This window comes from Roseateles sp. DAIF2 (assembly GCF_015624425.1).
In the GTDB taxonomy this organism is placed as follows: Bacteria; Pseudomonadota; Gammaproteobacteria; order Burkholderiales; family Burkholderiaceae_C; genus Kinneretia.
The window spans coordinates 4,837,454-4,852,137 of the sequence record NZ_CP049919.1 but is presented as its reverse complement, the minus strand read 5'-3'; the positions used below and the strand labels follow the sequence as shown (position 1 = coordinate 4,852,137).

19 protein-coding genes are annotated in these 14,684 nt (G+C 72.6%); 6 read left to right on the top strand and 13 right to left on the bottom strand.

Features of this window, described 5'->3' with window-relative positions:
* Nucleotides 1-102 precede the first annotated feature (102 nt).
* From G8A07_RS22400 to G8A07_RS22375, 6 genes are all read right to left on the bottom strand, one after another.
* Nucleotides 103-1,065, bottom strand: a complete 963-nt coding sequence (locus G8A07_RS22400) for a DUF4880 domain-containing protein (RefSeq protein WP_195794159.1) — start codon at nt 1,063-1,065, stop codon at nt 103-105.
* Nucleotides 1,062-1,583: a sigma-70 family RNA polymerase sigma factor gene (locus G8A07_RS22395; RefSeq protein ID WP_195794158.1), complete on the bottom strand. Its 522-nt coding sequence runs from the start codon at nt 1,581-1,583 to the stop codon at nt 1,062-1,064. Before G8A07_RS22395 ends, G8A07_RS22400 begins: the two co-directional genes overlap by 4 nt.
* Nucleotides 1,584-1,675: 92 nt before the next feature.
* Entirely contained in the window at nt 1,676-2,005 is a 330-nt protein-coding gene (locus tag G8A07_RS22390) for a hypothetical protein (RefSeq protein ID WP_249937098.1), read from the bottom strand.
* A gap of 52 nt (nt 2,006-2,057) precedes the next feature.
* Entirely contained in the window at nt 2,058-2,720 is a 663-nt protein-coding gene (locus tag G8A07_RS22385; protein ID WP_195794157.1) for a hypothetical protein, read from the bottom strand.
* Nucleotides 2,721-2,818: 98 nt separating this feature from the next.
* Complete coding sequence (locus tag G8A07_RS22380) at nt 2,819-4,921, bottom strand: FUSC family membrane protein (protein ID WP_195794156.1); 2,103 nt, start codon at nt 4,919-4,921, stop codon at nt 2,819-2,821.
* Between the two features lie 68 nt (nt 4,922-4,989).
* On the bottom strand, nt 4,990-5,493 hold the full coding sequence (locus G8A07_RS22375; protein WP_195794155.1) for a hypothetical protein: 504 nt from the start codon (nt 5,491-5,493) through the stop codon (nt 4,990-4,992).
* A gap of 175 nt (nt 5,494-5,668) precedes the next feature.
* Here G8A07_RS22375 and G8A07_RS22370 point away from each other — a divergent pair, with 175 nt between their 5' ends.
* The 5 genes from G8A07_RS22370 to G8A07_RS22350 all read left to right on the top strand — a co-directional run bounded on the left by G8A07_RS22370 (nt 5,669) and on the right by G8A07_RS22350 (nt 9,475).
* On the top strand, nt 5,669-6,190 hold the full coding sequence (locus tag G8A07_RS22370) for a hemerythrin domain-containing protein (protein WP_195794154.1): 522 nt from the start codon (nt 5,669-5,671) through the stop codon (nt 6,188-6,190).
* A gap of 104 nt (nt 6,191-6,294) precedes the next feature.
* Entirely contained in the window at nt 6,295-6,519 is a 225-nt protein-coding gene (locus G8A07_RS22365) for a glycine zipper 2TM domain-containing protein (protein ID WP_195794153.1), read from the top strand.
* Nucleotides 6,520-6,562: 43 nt separating this feature from the next.
* Nucleotides 6,563-6,760 (top strand): hypothetical protein, encoded by a 198-nt coding sequence (locus G8A07_RS22360; protein WP_195794152.1) that lies wholly within the window; start codon nt 6,563-6,565, stop codon nt 6,758-6,760.
* A 36-nt stretch (nt 6,761-6,796) separates the two neighbouring features.
* Complete coding sequence (locus G8A07_RS22355; protein WP_195794151.1) at nt 6,797-8,740, top strand: AsmA family protein; 1,944 nt, start codon at nt 6,797-6,799, stop codon at nt 8,738-8,740.
* Nucleotides 8,741-8,932: 192 nt separating this feature from the next.
* Complete coding sequence (locus tag G8A07_RS22350) at nt 8,933-9,475, top strand: hypothetical protein (RefSeq protein WP_195794150.1); 543 nt, start codon at nt 8,933-8,935, stop codon at nt 9,473-9,475.
* Here G8A07_RS22350 and G8A07_RS22345 read toward each other — a convergent pair whose 3' ends face one another.
* The 5 genes from G8A07_RS22345 to G8A07_RS22325 all read right to left on the bottom strand — a co-directional run bounded on the left by G8A07_RS22345 (nt 9,476) and on the right by G8A07_RS22325 (nt 12,168).
* Complete coding sequence (locus G8A07_RS22345; RefSeq protein WP_195794149.1) at nt 9,476-9,961, bottom strand: YqcI/YcgG family protein; 486 nt, start codon at nt 9,959-9,961, stop codon at nt 9,476-9,478.
* Between the two features lie 28 nt (nt 9,962-9,989).
* A complete protein-coding gene (locus G8A07_RS22340; RefSeq protein WP_195794148.1) occupies nt 9,990-10,139 on the bottom strand; it encodes a hypothetical protein in 150 nt (49 codons plus the stop codon).
* Between the two features lie 91 nt (nt 10,140-10,230).
* Nucleotides 10,231-10,476, bottom strand: coding sequence for a hypothetical protein (locus G8A07_RS22335; protein ID WP_195794147.1), 246 nt, complete (start codon nt 10,474-10,476; stop codon nt 10,231-10,233).
* Nucleotides 10,477-10,499: 23 nt separating this feature from the next.
* Entirely contained in the window at nt 10,500-10,664 is a 165-nt protein-coding gene (locus G8A07_RS22330; RefSeq protein ID WP_195794146.1) for a DUF1328 family protein, read from the bottom strand.
* A 130-nt stretch (nt 10,665-10,794) separates the two neighbouring features.
* Nucleotides 10,795-12,168 carry a CHASE3 domain-containing protein gene (locus G8A07_RS22325; RefSeq protein WP_249937097.1) on the bottom strand — a complete coding sequence of 458 codons (1,374 nt, stop codon included), beginning with the start codon at nt 12,166-12,168 and terminating at the stop codon, nt 10,795-10,797.
* A gap of 42 nt (nt 12,169-12,210) precedes the next feature.
* On the opposite strand from G8A07_RS22325, the gene G8A07_RS22320 reads away from it, so the two are divergent.
* Nucleotides 12,211-12,843 (top strand): response regulator transcription factor, encoded by a 633-nt coding sequence (locus G8A07_RS22320; protein ID WP_195794145.1) that lies wholly within the window; start codon nt 12,211-12,213, stop codon nt 12,841-12,843.
* 23 nt (nt 12,844-12,866) lie between these two features.
* On the opposite strand, the gene G8A07_RS22315 is transcribed toward G8A07_RS22320, so the two are convergent.
* Nucleotides 12,867-13,253 (bottom strand): response regulator, encoded by a 387-nt coding sequence (locus tag G8A07_RS22315; protein WP_195794144.1) that lies wholly within the window; start codon nt 13,251-13,253, stop codon nt 12,867-12,869.
* Between the two features lie 200 nt (nt 13,254-13,453).
* Nucleotides 13,454-14,533, bottom strand: a complete 1,080-nt coding sequence (locus tag G8A07_RS22310; RefSeq protein ID WP_195794143.1) for a porin — start codon at nt 14,531-14,533, stop codon at nt 13,454-13,456.
* Nucleotides 14,534-14,684: the final 151 nt, after the last annotated feature.

The following is a 14,684-nucleotide window of genomic DNA, read 5'->3' as shown; positions in this document are numbered from 1 at the left end:
AGCAATTGCGCGTGCCCGCGTCCCGGCGCAACCCGACTCTGTGTAGGGGTCATCAAGACCGCGCCGGGAGATCACGAATCCATGAACAAAGAGCCAAGAGGTTCAGGCTCGCGCGCGCAGCCGGGTCCAGCCGGGCAGCGGCCGCTCGATTTGCAGCGGCAGGGTCTCGGCCAGGGCGCGCAGCGCGCGCTCGGGATCCTGGGTCGGGAAGCTGCCGACCAGGCGCAGCTCCGCCAGCGCCGCCTCGCAGTCCAGCCGGCCCGGTCGGTAGCGCGAGAGTTCGGCCAGGAAATCGGCCAGGCGCATGTTCTCGGCGATCAGCAGGCCGCGGCTCCAGGCCTCGTGCAGGGCCAGCGCGCGGCCCTCGAGCTGGCCGCCGCCGGGGCGCAGCCGCAGGCTCCGGCCGGCCTCGACCCGGCGCGTCGGGCCGCGCCGCGGCGCCAGTTCGACCTGGCCCTGGTAGACGCTCAGCAGGCCGCCGCCACGGCCCTCGTCGCGCCAGGCGAAGCGGCTCGGCACCAGCGGGGTGAGCTGGGCCAGGCCGGTCTCCAGCAGCAGCGGGCGCGGCAGGGCTTGGCTATCGGCCTCGGCCTGCAGCAGCAGCTCGCCCTCGTGCAGGCGGATGCGGCGCTGCTGCGGCCCGTAGTCGAGGTCGGCATGGCTGTCGGTGTTGAGCCAGAGCCGGCCGCCATCGGCCAGGGCCCAGTGCCGGGTCTGGCCCAGTGCGGTCTGCAGCGCGCCCTGCGGCTCCAGCAGCCGCCAGCCGACCAGGCTCAGGCCGAACACGCCCAGCAGACCCGCGCCGCCGCGCCGCAGCGCCTGGCGGCGCGCGCGCAGCCGGCTCGCGGCCTGGTCCAGGGCCTGCTGCGCCAGTGCGGCCGGCAGGCCGTCGAAGCCGCCCCAGACCGTTTCCACCTGATGCCAGGCCTGGGCATGCTGGGGCGAGGCGGCGCGCCAGGCCGACCAGCGCGCTCGCTCGCCTGGCCCCGCGGCCGGGTCTTGCAGGCGCGCGAACCAGTCGGCCGCCTGGGCCAGCACATCGGGAGGCAGGGCCGGCTTCATCATGGGCTCGTATCGCCACGCAGGCGCAGGCAATGCAGCATGGCCTGGGCCATGTAGTTCTTGACCATGCGCTCGGAGACGCCCAGCTCGGTGGCGATCTCGGCATAACCCAGGCCGTCCAGCCGGGCCAGCAGGAAGGCGCGGCGCGGCCGCTCGGCCAGTCCGTCCAGCATGCGCTGCACCGCCAGCAGCAGCTCCAGGGTCTGGGCCTGCTCCTCGGCGGAGGGGTGCAGGGCCGGCGGCTGGGCCGCCAGGGCCTGCAGATAGGCGGCCTCCAGGTCCTGGCGCTGCCAATGGTTGACCAGCAGGCCATGGGCGATGGTGCTGAGATAGGCCCGCGGCGCGCGCAGCTCCGCCGGCAGCGCGACACCGGGGCGCAGCAGGCGCAGGAAGGTGTCCTGCGCCAGATCGGCCGCGGGTTCCGGCTGGCCAAGGCGCCGCCGCAGCCAGCCGAGCAGCCAGGCATGATGCTGGCGGTACAGCTGGCTCAGCGGCGACTCGGTCGCGGTGGGAGCGGACATGATGTTTTGCAAATAAGAACTATTCGCAATTATCGCATGTCAAGCCGGAGCGGTGATTGCTCCGATGTCCGGCCTCCCGGGCCGGTGTGTGCTCAGCCGCGCAGCCGCCCGATCAGTCGGCGCGCTTCCAGCTCGGCCGCGGCGGCCGCATCCAGCGGCGAGCGACACAGGCCGGCCTCGGCGTAATGCCGGTTCTCGTAGAGCTCGGCGGTGGCCGGCGCCAGGGCCAGCAGCCGGTCCAGATAGGCATCGGGCTCGGCCGCCTCCAGCAACTGGCCGACGCGGCGCGCGACCTCCTGGTACTGCGCCGCGCTGGCATCGCCGGCGAGGCGGTCCAGGCGCTCCAGCAGCGCGGCCATCGCGGCCAGGCTGTGCAGGCGTTGCGGCAGTCCGAGCTGGCCGCTCTGTTGGGCTTGTTGCATGGTCGGTCGTGGCCTTTCTATGTCCTGGGACATGAGGCCGGCGCCGCGGCTTTCAAGCCGCGCGGCGCGCCCGCCGCCAGCGCAGGCCGAAGCGCCACAGCCCGTAGGCGGCGATCAGCGGCAGCGACAGCTCGATCGATTCCTCCAGCGCCGAGACCAGCGCATGGATGCTGGGGCCGACACGCACGTCGTAGTCCTCGGCCAGCAGATTGATCGCGCGGTCGAGGATCTTGGAGATGACCATCGTGACGAAGAAACAGATCGTCACCGGATGCAACCATTCGCCGCGCGGGCGCCGCAGCCAATGCCAGGCCGCGGCCAGGATCGCCGCCAGCACGCCCAGCGCGACCAGCTTGGGCAGCAGCGGGCCCGGATGCAGGTAGTAGCTGACCTTCAGCACGCTGGTGCCGGTCCAATGCTTGTGCCAGTCCATCTCGCGCGCGGCCGCGGCCAGCAGCAGCACCGTGACGGCCAGCCAGCCGCGCCGCTCGCCGGCCGGCGGCGGGCGCAGCCAGATCGCGCCGGCCACGGCGATATAGCCCCATTCGGTCAGGCGCTCGATCGGCCCGCCCTCGACCATCACCTCCATCACCCGCGTCGGCGGCAGGTTCAGCCACAGCAGCAGGGCGCTCAGCACCGCCAGCAGCGGTGGCAGCAGGGCCGGCCAGAACGGCGCCAGGGGCGGGGTACTTCGGAGGGACTGCGGGGCGGGCATCGGGGACGGCTGGCGCAAAACCGCGAATTATCGAAGTCGGCCGACGCCCGAGCGCCGCATGGGGTTTTGGCAGAGTGGCGCCGAATCGGTTAAGCGACTCAGCGCTGCGCCTGCAGGGCGGCCAGCGCACGCGTGGCCTGGCCGGCGGCGCGCGCGACCTGGTGGCCATCGTGCACGCTGACGCGCAGGCGGCGCAGCAGCCAGGGTTTCAGGTCCTGGGCCGGCGGCCGCTCCGGCAGCAGGGCCGGCGCCTCGGCGGGCGGTGGCGGCTCCATGGCCTCCTCGCCCTTCAGCGCGGTCTGCAGCTCGGCATCGGCCGCCCGCAGGGCCCGATGCACCGCTGGGTCCTGCAGCTCGGCGCCGCGCCGCGCCAGCATCAGCCGCACCATCGACAGATGGGCCATCAGGCGCTGGCCATGGTCCAGCAGGGCCGCGATCTCGCGCAGCGGCAGGCGCACCCGCGCCGGCTCGGCCGCGCCGCGCTGCAGCGCCGCACCCAGCGCGCCGAGCGCGTCGTAGGCCTGGCGGCGCGCCAGCCGCTGCGGCGCCGCGCCCTCGCTGGCCAGGGCCTGGTGCGCATAGGCGCGCAGGGCCTGGCGCGCGCGGGCGATCGCGGCCGGCAGCAGGCGCCGCTCCCAGGAGGGCAACACATAGCTGAAGGCCCAGGCCAGCAGCGCGCCGAGCAGGGTGTCGGCCAGGCGCTCGGCGACCGGGAAGCCGGCGGCCGGATGCACCAGATGCTGCTGCAGCAGGGCCATCACGGTGGCCGCGATCGCGGTCAGCAGATAGCGCTCGACCACGAAGCCATGCGCGATGCCGACGGCCACCAGGAACACCAGGCTCAGCCAGGACTCGCCGGGCAGCTGGGCCAGGCCCAGCACCAGCAGGCAGCCCAGCAGGGTGCCGCCGACGCGCTCGTTGCGCCGCGCCAGGGTCTGCTCGAGGTTGCCGCGCAGCACCACCGCGACGCTCAGCACCAGCCATTGCGGATGCGAGGCCCAGGGCAGGGCCAGCGCGATCGCGTAGGCGGTGCCCAGCGCCAGGCCGAAGCGCAGCGCATGGCGCAGCACCGGCGAGGCCAGGCTCAGATGGCCGCGCAGCGCGGCCAGCGGCCAGCCTTCCGGCGCGACGAACAGGCGCAGCTCCTGCGGCGTCAGCGGCAGCGCGGCATCGGCGCCGTCCAGCAGGCTGCGGATCTGGCCCACGTCCTCGTCCAGATGGCGCAGCCGGTCGATCAGGGCCGGCAGCAGCCGCGCGCGCGGATCGTCGGGCTCGGCCCGCAGCGCCGCCAGCTGCACGTCTGCAAAGGAGGGGGGCGGCGCGGCGCGGAGGCCGGCGCCCTGCAGCCGGTCGGCGGCGCGCTCCAGCTCGGCCGCCATCGCCAGCAGGCGCGCCGCCACCGCCGCGCGCACCCGGCGCGCCAGCGCGTCGCCGCCCAGCAGCTCCAGGTCCAAGCGGCTGGCCAGCAGGATGTCGCGAAGGTCGATCGCGCGCAGCAGCATCGCGGTCTCGCGGCGCGCGCGCGGCGTGTCCGGCGCGGCGAACAGCAGGTCGCGCGCGGCCTGCAGGCGCTCGGCCAGCTGGGCCTCGTCGCGCAGCCAGGTCGGCAGCTCCTGGGCCTCGGCGGGCGAGGGCGCCTGGTCCAGCAGCGCCGCGCGCGAACCCAGCAGCCGCGCGGTCGCGCGCAGCGCGGCGGCCAGCGCCAGGCTGCGGTAATGGCGCTGCAGCAGGGCCAGCACGCCCTGCGACCAGGCCAGATAGGCCAGCGCGCCGGCCAGATGCCAGCCGGCCAGGTGCAGCGCCGCGGCCAGCGGATCGGGCGCGGGCGGATGCGCCATCGTGAACACGATCGACAGCAGGGCCGCGAAGGACATCGGCCCGGCGCGCGGGCCCCAGGCCAGGCACAGCATCGAACCGAAGCTCAGCAGCGCGATCGCCAGGCCGACCGCCGCCGGCCAGGGCCGCAGCGCCGCGATCACCAGCGCCGCCAGGGTGCCCAGCAACCCGGCGGCCAGCACCCGGCCCCAGCTGCGCGAGGCCGTGGTCGGCAGGTCGGCCAGGCTGGCGAAGATCGCGCCGCTGACCGCCAGCTGCGCGGCCGGCGCGCCCGCCAGGCCGGTGAACAGCAGCTGCAGCAGACCGATGCCCAGTGCGACGGTGATGCCATTCAGGACATGGGCGGGCAAGCGCGGCAGGAGCATCGGCGGCGTGGACAGGGGCGGGGCTCCAGCATAACAACGCGCCGGGCCGCGCCGGCCCGAGTCGGTCCTCAGGCGGGCTGGGGCGCGCCGCGGCGTGCGCGGCGCAGGCGCAGCACCTGCCAGGTCGCGCCGATCAGGAACAGCAGGAACAGCCCGGCGGCGATCGGCTGCAGGCCCGGATCGTCCGGGCCGCTGAACAGCGGCTTGCCGACCGGCAGGCGTATCGTCGTCTCGGTGACGCCGGGGATCAGGTGGAAGAAGAAGGTCGCCGAGAAGGCAACCACCTCGACATAGGCCGCGGCCGCGCCGAACAGGCCGCGCCGCCCGGCGGCCCAGGCCAGGGCCAGCACCACCAGGGTGACGATGCCCAGCACATGCGGCTTGCCGAAGCCGCCATGGTTGAAGATGCCGAAGCCGGTCAGGCAGGTCAGCAGCGTGGCGATCGCGTAGATCCGGCCGCTGCGCGTGCCGGCGACGATCTGGCCGTCGCGCAGCAGGGCGCTCAGGCCGGCCGCCAGGGCCACCAGGCTGATGGCGGTGTGCAGGGTGCCGAGAGGGGTCAATCCGAACATCGTGCGCTCCTTCCGGTGGGGATCCGGTGCGGCATTGTTGGCGCTGTGGCCGCGTTTGTCATGCCTGTCGGCCTGGGCCTACGCCGCGCCGCGGGGCCGGCTGGCAGACGGACCCCGGCGCGCCGTCCAGACTGGAGCGAAGGGGCCGCGCCGGCCGCGGCCCGAGGAGTTCGGCATGGACGATGGCGCCGCCTATCCCCCGGTCAATGTGCTGCGCCTGCTGGTGCGCCAGCAGGCCCTGATCCACGACCTGCTGCTGCGCTACCGCGGCGCCCGGCGCGGGCTCAGCGCCCGCGACGCGCAGACGCTGACGCGCAGCTTCTGCACCGCGATCGCGGTGCATCTGCATCTGCAGGAGGAGATCCTCTACCCGGCGGCGCGCGAACTGCTCGCCGACGACCGCCTGGTCGACAGCCTGGAGGCCGAGCAGCGCGACGTCCGGCAGCTGCTGGCCGCGCTGTGCCCGGACCCCGGTGCCGAGCCGCTGGGCGGGACCCGCCTGGCCGAGCTGTCGGAGCGCCTGGACCGGCTGTTCGAGCATGAGCAGACCCGGCTGTTCCCGCGCCTGGACGATATGGGCCTGGACCTGCGCGGCCTGGGCCAGCAGCTGCTGGGGCGCCAGCGCCAGCTGCTGGATGCGGCGGACCGTGATCCGGCGCTGCTGTTCGCCGCACCCGGGCCGGGGCCGCTGCACTGAAGCGCGCTTGTCGGCGCAGTCCGACAGGGGACCGCGCGCTTGGCCGATTCCGCGCTCCCGCCGCGGCGCCCACACTTGAATCATCCCTGTTGAAGGAGCACCCCATGAACAAGTACATCCGCCTTCCCCTGAGCCTGAGCGCGATTGCGCTGACCCTGAGCCTGGGCGCCTGCGCCAGCATGAGCCATCGCGAGGTCAGCACCGTGGTCGGCACCGCCGTCGGCGGCGTGGTCGGCGCGGCCGCCACCGGCGGCAGCACGGTCGGCACGGTCGGCGGCGCGGTCGCCGGCGGCGTGATCGGCAACGAGCTCGGCAAGAAGCGCCGCTGAGAGCCGCCCGATCGCGCGAACCCCTGATCAAGGAGCCCACGCCATGCACAGCAGCTTCGTCGCCAACCCGCATTGGAACTCCCTGCAGTCCTGGCCGCCGGCCGCGCTGCAGCTGCCCTGGGCCCTGAACGCCGCCGCCGAGGCGGCACCGGTCGAGCCCGCGCTCGGCTATGAGGGCGCCTTCCCCTTTCTGGCGACGCCCGGATCTGCCGACGAGATGGGGGCGGAGCCGCGCCGATGAGGCCCGGGCGCGCGGCGGCGACAAGCGGGAGCCGCGATGAAGCCGGCACGCCTGGCCTCCGTCCTGCTGCTCGGCGCCCTGCTGCTGGGCGCCGGCTTTGCGTACGGCGAATGGCGCGGCTGGCCCTGGCTGGCGCGGCCGCTGGCCCAGCAGCTGTCGGAGCGGCTCGGGCGCGAGGTGCTGCTGCGGCCAGGTTCGATCAACGCGGCTGACGCCGCCGCGCTGCGCATCGGCCTGTGGGGTGCGGTGCGCCTGCAGGCCGGCCTGCTGCAGATCGCCGGCCCGGCCTGGCAACCCGACCCGCCGACCCTGGAGGCCGAGGGCGTCGAGCTGACGCTGCGCTACACCGACCTGTGGGACTGGCGGGGCCGCGGCACCCTGCGCCTGGCCCTCTTGCGCGCGCGCGAACTGCGCGCCGAGCTGTGGCGCGATGCCGAGGGCCGCGCCAGCTGGCAACTCGATCCCGCGGCGCCCCCCACGGATCCCGGGCAGCGGCCGCTGCTGCAGTTCGAACGCCTGGAGCTGGACCGCGGCCAGGTCCGGCTGCGCGACCGGCCGCTGCAGGTCGACGCCCGCATTGAGCTCGCCATCGACGCGCAGGGCCTGCGGGCCAAGGCCGAGGGCCGCTACCGCGACAAGCCCTTGCAGGCGAGCCTGAACAGCCCGACGGCCTTGCCCTGGATCGCCAGCGGCACGGCCGCCGTGCCGCTGACCTTGAGCCTGCGCGCCGGCCGCATGGCGCTGGACTTCGAGGGCCAGCTGCGTGAGCTGGTCGGGCTGCAGGGCCTGCAGGGGCGCTACCGGCTCGACGGCCCTTCGCTGGCGGCGATCGGCGACCCGCTGGGCGTGACCCTGCCCAGCACTGCGCCCTTCCGCGCCGAGGGGCGCCTGGGCCATGAGGGCATGCGCTGGTCGGCCGAGGTGGAGCGCGCCGCGCTGGGGCGCAGCAGGCTGGAGGGCAGCTTCGTCTACGACACCGCCGGCGCGCGGCCGCTGCTGAGCGGCCGGCTCGGTGGCGCCTCGCTGTGGTTCGCCGATCTGGGGCCGACCGTCGGCGTGCCGACCGGTGCGCCGGCCAAACCGCCGGGCGGCCGGGTGTTGCCGGAACGGCGCTTCGACCTGCCCTCGCTGAAGGCGATGGATGCCGATGTGCAGCTGGCGCTGCAGCGCATCGACCTGGGCGCGGCCTTTGCCGAACCGATCGCGCCGGCGCGCGGCCGGCTGCAGCTGCAGAGTGGCGTGCTGACCCTGTCGGGGCTGGATCTGCGCACCGCGCGCGGCCGGCTGGGCGGGCGCATCACGCTGGACGGGCGCGACGAGCGCCGCGCGCTGTGGAGCACCGAGCTGGACTGGGACGGCCTGAGCCTGGAGCGCTGGCTGCGCCAGGAGCGCGGGCGCGGCCAGCCGCCCTATGTCAGCGGCCAGCTGGCCGGGCGGCTGCAGCTGAGCGGCCAGGGGCGTTCCACCGCCGAGCTGCTGGCCAGCGCGCAGGGACGGGCGCTGGCCTATCTGCCGCAGGGCCGGATCTCGCACCTGGCGGTCGAGGCCGCCGGCATCGACCTGGCGCAGACCCTGGGCGTCTGGCTGCGCGGCGACGATGCGCTGCCGCTGCAATGCGCGGTGGCCGATCTGCGCATCCGCGGCGGGCGGGTGACGCCGCAGGTGCTGGTGCTGGACACGCGCGACTCGACCCTCTGGGCCGATGGCAGCCTGTCGCTGGCCGATGAAAAGCTGGCGCTGCGCCTGCAGGTGGCGCCGAAGGACTTCAGCCCGCTGGCGCTGCGCAGCCCGCTGCGCGTCGAGGGGCCGCTGAGCGCGCCGCAGCTGTCGCTGGAGCGGGGGCCGCTGGCGCGCCGCCTGGTGCCGGCCGCGCTGCTGGCGGCGCTGAACCCGCTGGCCGCGGTGCTGCCGCTGATCGATGCCGGCGACGGCGCGGCCGAGATGCAGCAGGCCTGCCGGGCGCTGCTCCCCCGGGCTTGAGGGGGCTCGTCGGTGCATTCCGACACGCTTGTGCGTCCTTGCCCGCTTGGCGGCGCGATCGGACCGTCCTAAGCTTCAGACATCCACCGGCCCTCTTCATGCACGCCATCATCATCATGTCGACCGCATGCTTCGCCGCCCACCCACCGACCCCGCGCCCATGCGTGCGGGCCAGCCTCAGCTGAGGTCGTCATGGCAGGGCTGCGCACCGCGTCGACCCTGCTGGGCCTGCTCTTGCCGGCCCTGGCCGCGGCCCAGACGATTGCCCAGTCCGCAGCGGCGCTGATGCCGCAGCAGCCCGCGCCGCTGAGCCTGCAGGGGCGTCTCAGCGCCGAGCCACAGCAGCCGGCGCTGCTGAATCTGGAACAGGGCCTGTGGGCGCATCGCGGCCGTCTGTCGCTGGGCCTGCAGGCGCGCCTGCAGACCTGGCGTCCCGATCCCGAGGGTCTGCCGCAGCAGCCCTGGGCGACCAACCCGCCCAGCCTGCACATGGGCGTGGCGATGACCCTGCACCCGCAGGCCCGTCTGGAGCTGAGCACGCCGCTGGAATCGGATGCGGCGCTGGACGCGATGCCGCGCCCGCAGGGCCTGCGCCTGGCGCTGGAACTGCGGCCGAGCAGCAACCCGGCCGCGCAGCTGCGCAGCGGCCTGCGTCTGGAGCTGGACAGCCGCAGCCGGCTGACCCTCAGGCCGCGCGGCGGCGGCCTGGCGCTCTACTACCACAGCAGTTTTTAATCAGTGCGTGGGCTGCACCAGCAGCACCGGGCAGGGCAGCACGCGCGACAGGCGGCCGGCCTCGGCATGCAGCGCGATCAAGCTGAACTCGCGGCCGAGGATGCTCAGCCGGAAATCGTCGCCGTCCAGGCCCTTGTCGCGCCGCTGCAGCGGGCCGATCCCGGCATCGGCCTGGCGCATCAGGCCGAGGTGGTGGTCCAGGGTGGCAGCGAAGCTCTGCCCGTCGCCCTCGTTGCAGGGGGACGGGCATTCGAACACCGCGATGAAGGAGCCGGCCTGGTTCTGCGCCGCGAAGGCGTGCAGGTCCTGCGCCAGGGTGCGGGCGCTGCCGGGGTCGCCCAGGCATTGATACAGATGCATCGGGCAGGCCGCGTCGAGGGCGCGCTGCGCCACCGCGGCGACGCGTTCGAACAGATAACGCTGCATGGCCGGGCTGAGCGCCTCGGTGCAGGTCGGCTGGCGCAGATCGTCCAGGATGGCGTTCATGACAGGCTCCCGCACGGGAGCGCCGCGTTCAGCCCTTGGCCGGCGGCAGCTCCAGATCGCTGAGGTCGCCCGAGAGCAGGACCGGTTCGGACTGCGGCTGCAGCGGCAGCAAGGCCAGGCTGAGCGCGCAGACGAGCGGATAGACGATGAGAAAGCCGAGGTGGCGGAGGTTCTTCATGATCTGCTCCCGGGCGGGTGAAGGACCTGGCGTGGGGACCGGTGTTGCCTTTATGTCCCGACTCTAGGTCCGATGCATTGGCCGCGTCGGCTCAATGGTTGATGCGCGAGCGCATCAGCAGGCCGAGCACCGCGCTGAGCGCGGCGCCGGCCGCGGCGGCGACCAGCACCGACTTGACCGGCTGCTGCTCGACATAGGCGATGCCGCGCCGGCGCGCGCGCTCGGCGCCCTGCACCAGGCCGTCGGTCTGCTGATGCACCGCGTCTAGCGCACGCTGGGTCAGCGCATGCACCTTGCTGTCGATCGCGGGGGTCTGGGTCTCGATGGCGTTTTTCATGGTCTTCTCCAGGTGGGTGGGGGTCAGCCCTTGCGCAGCAGGCTGGCGATGAAGCTGACGAGGGCCATCAGCACGAAGATGAAGAACAGCACCTTGGCGATGCCCGCGGCACCGGCGGCGATGCCGCCGAAACCGAAGATGGCGGCCACCAGCGCGATGATGAAAAAGACGACGGCGTAATGCAGCATGGCGAACTCCTTGGGGTTGCTGGCGGCCTGGCCACCATGAGTTCACTCTAAGAGCGCCGCCCGGTTCGGCCCATGAGCGCGCGACGCGCGGCGCTGTGGGGCGCGCCCGCTTGGCCGCGTAGGCCTGGGCCTACAGCGGGGCGGCCGGGCCGCGCAGCGGCAGCAGGGCGGTCAGGCGGGTGCCGCGGCCGGGCGCGGTGTCGACCGAGAAGCTGCCGCCCTCGGAGGCGACGCGGTAGCGCATGCCCAGCAGGCCATGGGTGGAGGGCGGCTGGGTGCGCGGGTCGAAGCCGCGGCCGTTGTCGCGCACCTCGATGCGGGCGCGCTGGCCCACCGCCTTCAGGCTGACATGCACCTCGCTGGCCTGCGCGTACTTGGCGATGTTGGTGAAACCCTCCTGGACCAGGCGGTAGACGGTCAGCTCGGCGCGCGGCGTCAGCAGCAGCGGCTCCAGCTCGCAATGCACCGGCTTGTCCAGCCGCTCGCCGAACTCGCGCGCCAGGATCTCCAGCGCCGGCAGCAGGCCCAGGTTGGACAGCGAGGAGGGGCGCAGGTCCTCGATGATGCGGCGCTTCAGCGCGATGCCGCTGTTCAGGGTTTCGGTCAGATGGGTCAGGCGCTCCAGCGCCTCGGGGCCGAGGCCGGCCAGCTTGGGCTTGATGCGCGCGGCGTCCAGCTTGGCCGCGGTCAGCAGCGCGCCGAGCTCGTCGTGCAGCTCGCGCGCCAGGCGCTGGCGCTCGTCCTCGCGGGCGGTCTGCAGATGCTCGGCCAGCTGGGTCAGCTCCTCGGTGCGGCGCTGCACCTCGACCTCCAGCTGGTCGCGCTCGACCTTGATCGCCTGGGCCTGCTGGCGGCGCTGCTCGGCCAGGGTGCGGCCCTGGCGCACATACAGGGTCAGCGCCAGCAGGCTCAGCGCGGTCAGGGTGGCGACGCCGATGCGGTTCAGCAGCAGCGCGTCGATCACATTGCGCAGGCCGCCGGCGACGCGCTGGTTCTCGATATGCAGCAGCTGCTCGGCGCGCTGGCGGATCAGGTCCATCTGGTCGCGGCCGATGCCGGCCTGGATCAGTTCCAGCGCGCTGTCGGCACGGCCCAGGTCCTGGCGCTTGATCACCTCGGCCAGCTCGCCCATCTTGGCGCCGACCGCGGTCTCCAGCTGCTGGTGCAGGCCCTGCGCCTGGCGGTCCTGCTGGGCCTCGTAATACTGGCGCAGCGACTTCAGCGAGCGGTTCAGGTCCTCGCTGGCCTCCTCGTAGGGCGCGAGGTACTCGCGCCGGCGCGTCAGCAGAAAGCCGCGCTGCGCCGATTCGGCATCGACGGCGCGCTGCTTGACGCTGTAGATCAGCAGCCGCGCGCGGCCCATCTGGGTCAGCTCGGACAGGGTGTCGCGCGAGCGCTCGTAGCTGCTCTCGCTGATGGTCAGCATCGCGGCGGCGGCCAGCACCGCGGCCGGGAAGACGTAAGCGCTGTGTTGCAGCTTCTCCATCCAGTGGTCGGTCTTCATGGCCTAAACTCCCCTGACCTTGACTGATGAGTGCAAGTTCTCATGATCCGTGTCGCCATCGTCGATGACCATGCCATTGTGCGGGCCGGCCTGCGCCAGTACCTCTCGGAGCAGGTGGACCTGCGCGTGACCGGCGAGGCGGCCAACGGCCGCGAGGCGCTCGAGCTGCTGCGCGGCGGCGAGGTCGATGTGCTGGTGATGGACCTCTCGATGCCCGAGCATGGCGGCGTCGACGCGCTGTCCGCCATCAAGGCGCGCGTGCCCGAGCTGCCGGTGCTGATCCTGTCTGGCTTTCCGGAGGCGCATTACGCGACCACCCTGCTGCGCCAGGGGGCGTCCGGCTACCTGAACAAGGAATGCGATCCGGAGGACATCCTGACCGCGATCCGCACCGTGGCGCGCGGCCGGCGCTACATCACGCCGGCGGTGGCCGAGCTGCTGGCCGAGGGCCTGTCCGGTGACAGCGACAAGCTGCCGCACGAGCTGCTGTCCGAGCGCGAGCTGCAGGTCTTCCTGCGCCTGGCCAAGGGCGAGACGGTCAGCGCGATGGCGGACAGCATGTGCTTGTCGGTGAAGACGGTCAGCACCTACCGCAGCCGGGTGCTGGAGAAGATGAAGCTCGCCTCGAACAGCGAGCTGACCTACTACGCGCTGAAGAACGGCCTGATCCAGTAGGCGGGGTAGACGAGGCAGGCGGCTCAATGCGCCGCCGGCTCGCCGAGGCTGCGGCAGTAGTCCACCAGCTCCTCGATCTCGCTGGATTTGTCGAACACGCGGTCCGCCCCCAGCGCCAGGCAGCGCCGGCGCACATCGGGGGTCGCATAGTTGCTCAGCACCACGCGCTTGGCCTGGCCCTGGAAGCGCCCGGCCTGCGCCAGCACGCCCATGCCGGAGCCGCTCTTCAGGAACAGGTCGATCAGGATCAGCTCGCAGCCATGGTCGGGCACCGCCAGCCACTCGAGGGCGGCCTGCTCGTTGTCGGCCCAGGCCAGCACCTGCAGCGGCAGCATCTCCTCCAGGGCGGCAATCAGTTCGCCCCGAATCGTGGGGCTGTCCTCGACCAAAAAACATCGCAGCGCGCTCATGGCAATCTCGGCGTTGCGCGCGGGGCGCCGCGCGTCGGCCCATTATGCGCAAGCGGCGCCGGCGCGGCTGCCGGGGCCCGCTGATGCGGGGGTAGGACGGGGCCTACAGTCGCAAAAAAGCCCACCGAAGTGGGCTGTGAACAGGGCGGCAGTGCTGCGCCGTCCCGGGGGGACTCAAAGGCAGGAGAAAAGACGCGGGCTCAGAAGCTGTGGCGGATGCCGGCGACGAACTCGGTCACGTCGCGGTCCGAGGCGCTGGTCAGGTTGGCCGGCAGGCTGCTGGCCGCGCGGGCCACATAGCCGTTGCCGTCGTTCTTGAACTGGGTCAGCGAGCTGTACAGCGCGGTGCGCTTGGACAGGTCGTACTGGTAGCCGACGCCGAAGGCCTGGGTCTTGCCGTCGACCAGCCCGCCCTTGTTCTTGCTCTCGACATACTGGGTCTTGAAGGTGTGCTGACCCAGGGCGTAGCTGCCGCCCAGCCAGTAGCCCTCGCCGTCGGCGTTGGCGATCGAGCGGTCGTTTACCGAGATCACGCCGCCGTTGACCTTGTAGGGGCCGAAGCTGTAGGACGCGGCGCCGGAGACGGTGCGGGTCTTCAGGCCGACGGTGTTGGCCTTGTCGTCCACATAGGACAGCATCGCGTCGAAGCCGCCCTGGGTGTAGCGGCCGTAGATGTCGGCGACGCGGTTGCCCTTGGTGTCGCCCGCCACCTCGCCCGCTCCCCACAGCGCGCCGGCGCTGAAGCCGCTGTAGTTCTGCGACTCGAACTTGATCGAGTTGTTGATGCGGGTCGGGCCGCCGTTGGTGGCGGCGGAGCCGTCGCCGCCGCGCACCGGCTCATAGCCGCCGAAGCCGCCGATCACGGCCGTGCTGGCGCCGAAGCTGTTGTTGGAGAACTGGCTGAAGTCGCTGGAGAGGTTGTACAGGCTGCCGTACTGGCGGCCCAGCGAGACCTTGCCGTAGGGCGTGGCCAGGCCGACATAGGCCTGGCGGCCCCAGAAGGAATTCTGGCCGTTGCTGCCGTTGTCGAGATTGATGCCGGATTCCAGCACGAAGAAGGCGCGCAGGCCGCTGCCCAGGTCCTCGGTGCCGCGCAGGCCGAAGCGCGAGCCGTTCAGGCCGCCGGACTGCACGCGGGTCAGGGAGGAGGCGCCATCCAGCACCTGGACATTGGCGTCGGCGACGCCGTACAGCGTCACGCTGCCGGTGCTCGACTGGGCGAGCGCTGCGGAACTGGCGGCCAGGGCCAGCGCGGAGAGAGCGAAAGTTTTGTACTTCATGAACTCGTCTTTCTTCCTATGTTGCAAAGCCACGGGATGGTGGTGGCCCGGTTCATGCCGGCGTCCCTCGACACCAGACATGAGCGACATGTCCGGGCATTGCGCGGGATCAAAAGAGCGCCATCCGCGAATGCAGCATTCGCGATCCCGG

Excerpts from the sequence above, each read along its gene's own strand:
- G8A07_RS22375 (WP_195794155.1), bottom strand. The coding sequence starts at position 5,493 with ATGTTCGGATTGACCCCTCTCGGCACCCTGCACACCGCCATCAGCCTG.
- G8A07_RS22315 (WP_195794144.1), bottom strand. The coding sequence starts at position 13,253 with ATGAGCGCGCTGCGATGTTTTTTGGTCGAGGACAGCCCCACGATTCGG.
- G8A07_RS22355 (WP_195794151.1), top strand. The coding sequence starts at position 6,797 with ATGAAGCCGGCACGCCTGGCCTCCGTCCTGCTGCTCGGCGCCCTGCTG.
- G8A07_RS22325 (WP_249937097.1), bottom strand. The coding sequence starts at position 12,168 with ATGAAGACCGACCACTGGATGGAGAAGCTGCAACACAGCGCTTACGTC.
- G8A07_RS22395 (WP_195794158.1), bottom strand. The coding sequence starts at position 1,583 with ATGTCCGCTCCCACCGCGACCGAGTCGCCGCTGAGCCAGCTGTACCGC.
- G8A07_RS22380 (WP_195794156.1), bottom strand. The coding sequence starts at position 4,921 with ATGCTCCTGCCGCGCTTGCCCGCCCATGTCCTGAATGGCATCACCGTC.
- G8A07_RS22335 (WP_195794147.1), bottom strand. The coding sequence starts at position 10,476 with ATGAAAAACGCCATCGAGACCCAGACCCCCGCGATCGACAGCAAGGTG.
- G8A07_RS22340 (WP_195794148.1), bottom strand. The coding sequence starts at position 10,139 with ATGAAGAACCTCCGCCACCTCGGCTTTCTCATCGTCTATCCGCTCGTC.
- G8A07_RS22310 (WP_195794143.1), bottom strand. The coding sequence starts at position 14,533 with ATGAAGTACAAAACTTTCGCTCTCTCCGCGCTGGCCCTGGCCGCCAGT.
- G8A07_RS22350 (WP_195794150.1), top strand. The coding sequence starts at position 8,933 with ATGGCAGGGCTGCGCACCGCGTCGACCCTGCTGGGCCTGCTCTTGCCG.
- G8A07_RS22390 (WP_249937098.1), bottom strand. The coding sequence starts at position 2,005 with ATGCAACAAGCCCAACAGAGCGGCCAGCTCGGACTGCCGCAACGCCTG.
- G8A07_RS22345 (WP_195794149.1), bottom strand. The coding sequence starts at position 9,961 with ATGAACGCCATCCTGGACGATCTGCGCCAGCCGACCTGCACCGAGGCG.
- G8A07_RS22400 (WP_195794159.1), bottom strand. The coding sequence starts at position 1,065 with ATGATGAAGCCGGCCCTGCCTCCCGATGTGCTGGCCCAGGCGGCCGAC.
- G8A07_RS22385 (WP_195794157.1), bottom strand. The coding sequence starts at position 2,720 with ATGCCCGCCCCGCAGTCCCTCCGAAGTACCCCGCCCCTGGCGCCGTTC.
- G8A07_RS22360 (WP_195794152.1), top strand. The coding sequence starts at position 6,563 with ATGCACAGCAGCTTCGTCGCCAACCCGCATTGGAACTCCCTGCAGTCC.
- G8A07_RS22370 (WP_195794154.1), top strand. The coding sequence starts at position 5,669 with ATGGACGATGGCGCCGCCTATCCCCCGGTCAATGTGCTGCGCCTGCTG.
- G8A07_RS22365 (WP_195794153.1), top strand. The coding sequence starts at position 6,295 with ATGAACAAGTACATCCGCCTTCCCCTGAGCCTGAGCGCGATTGCGCTG.
- G8A07_RS22320 (WP_195794145.1), top strand. The coding sequence starts at position 12,211 with ATGATCCGTGTCGCCATCGTCGATGACCATGCCATTGTGCGGGCCGGC.
- G8A07_RS22330 (WP_195794146.1), bottom strand. The coding sequence starts at position 10,664 with ATGCTGCATTACGCCGTCGTCTTTTTCATCATCGCGCTGGTGGCCGCC.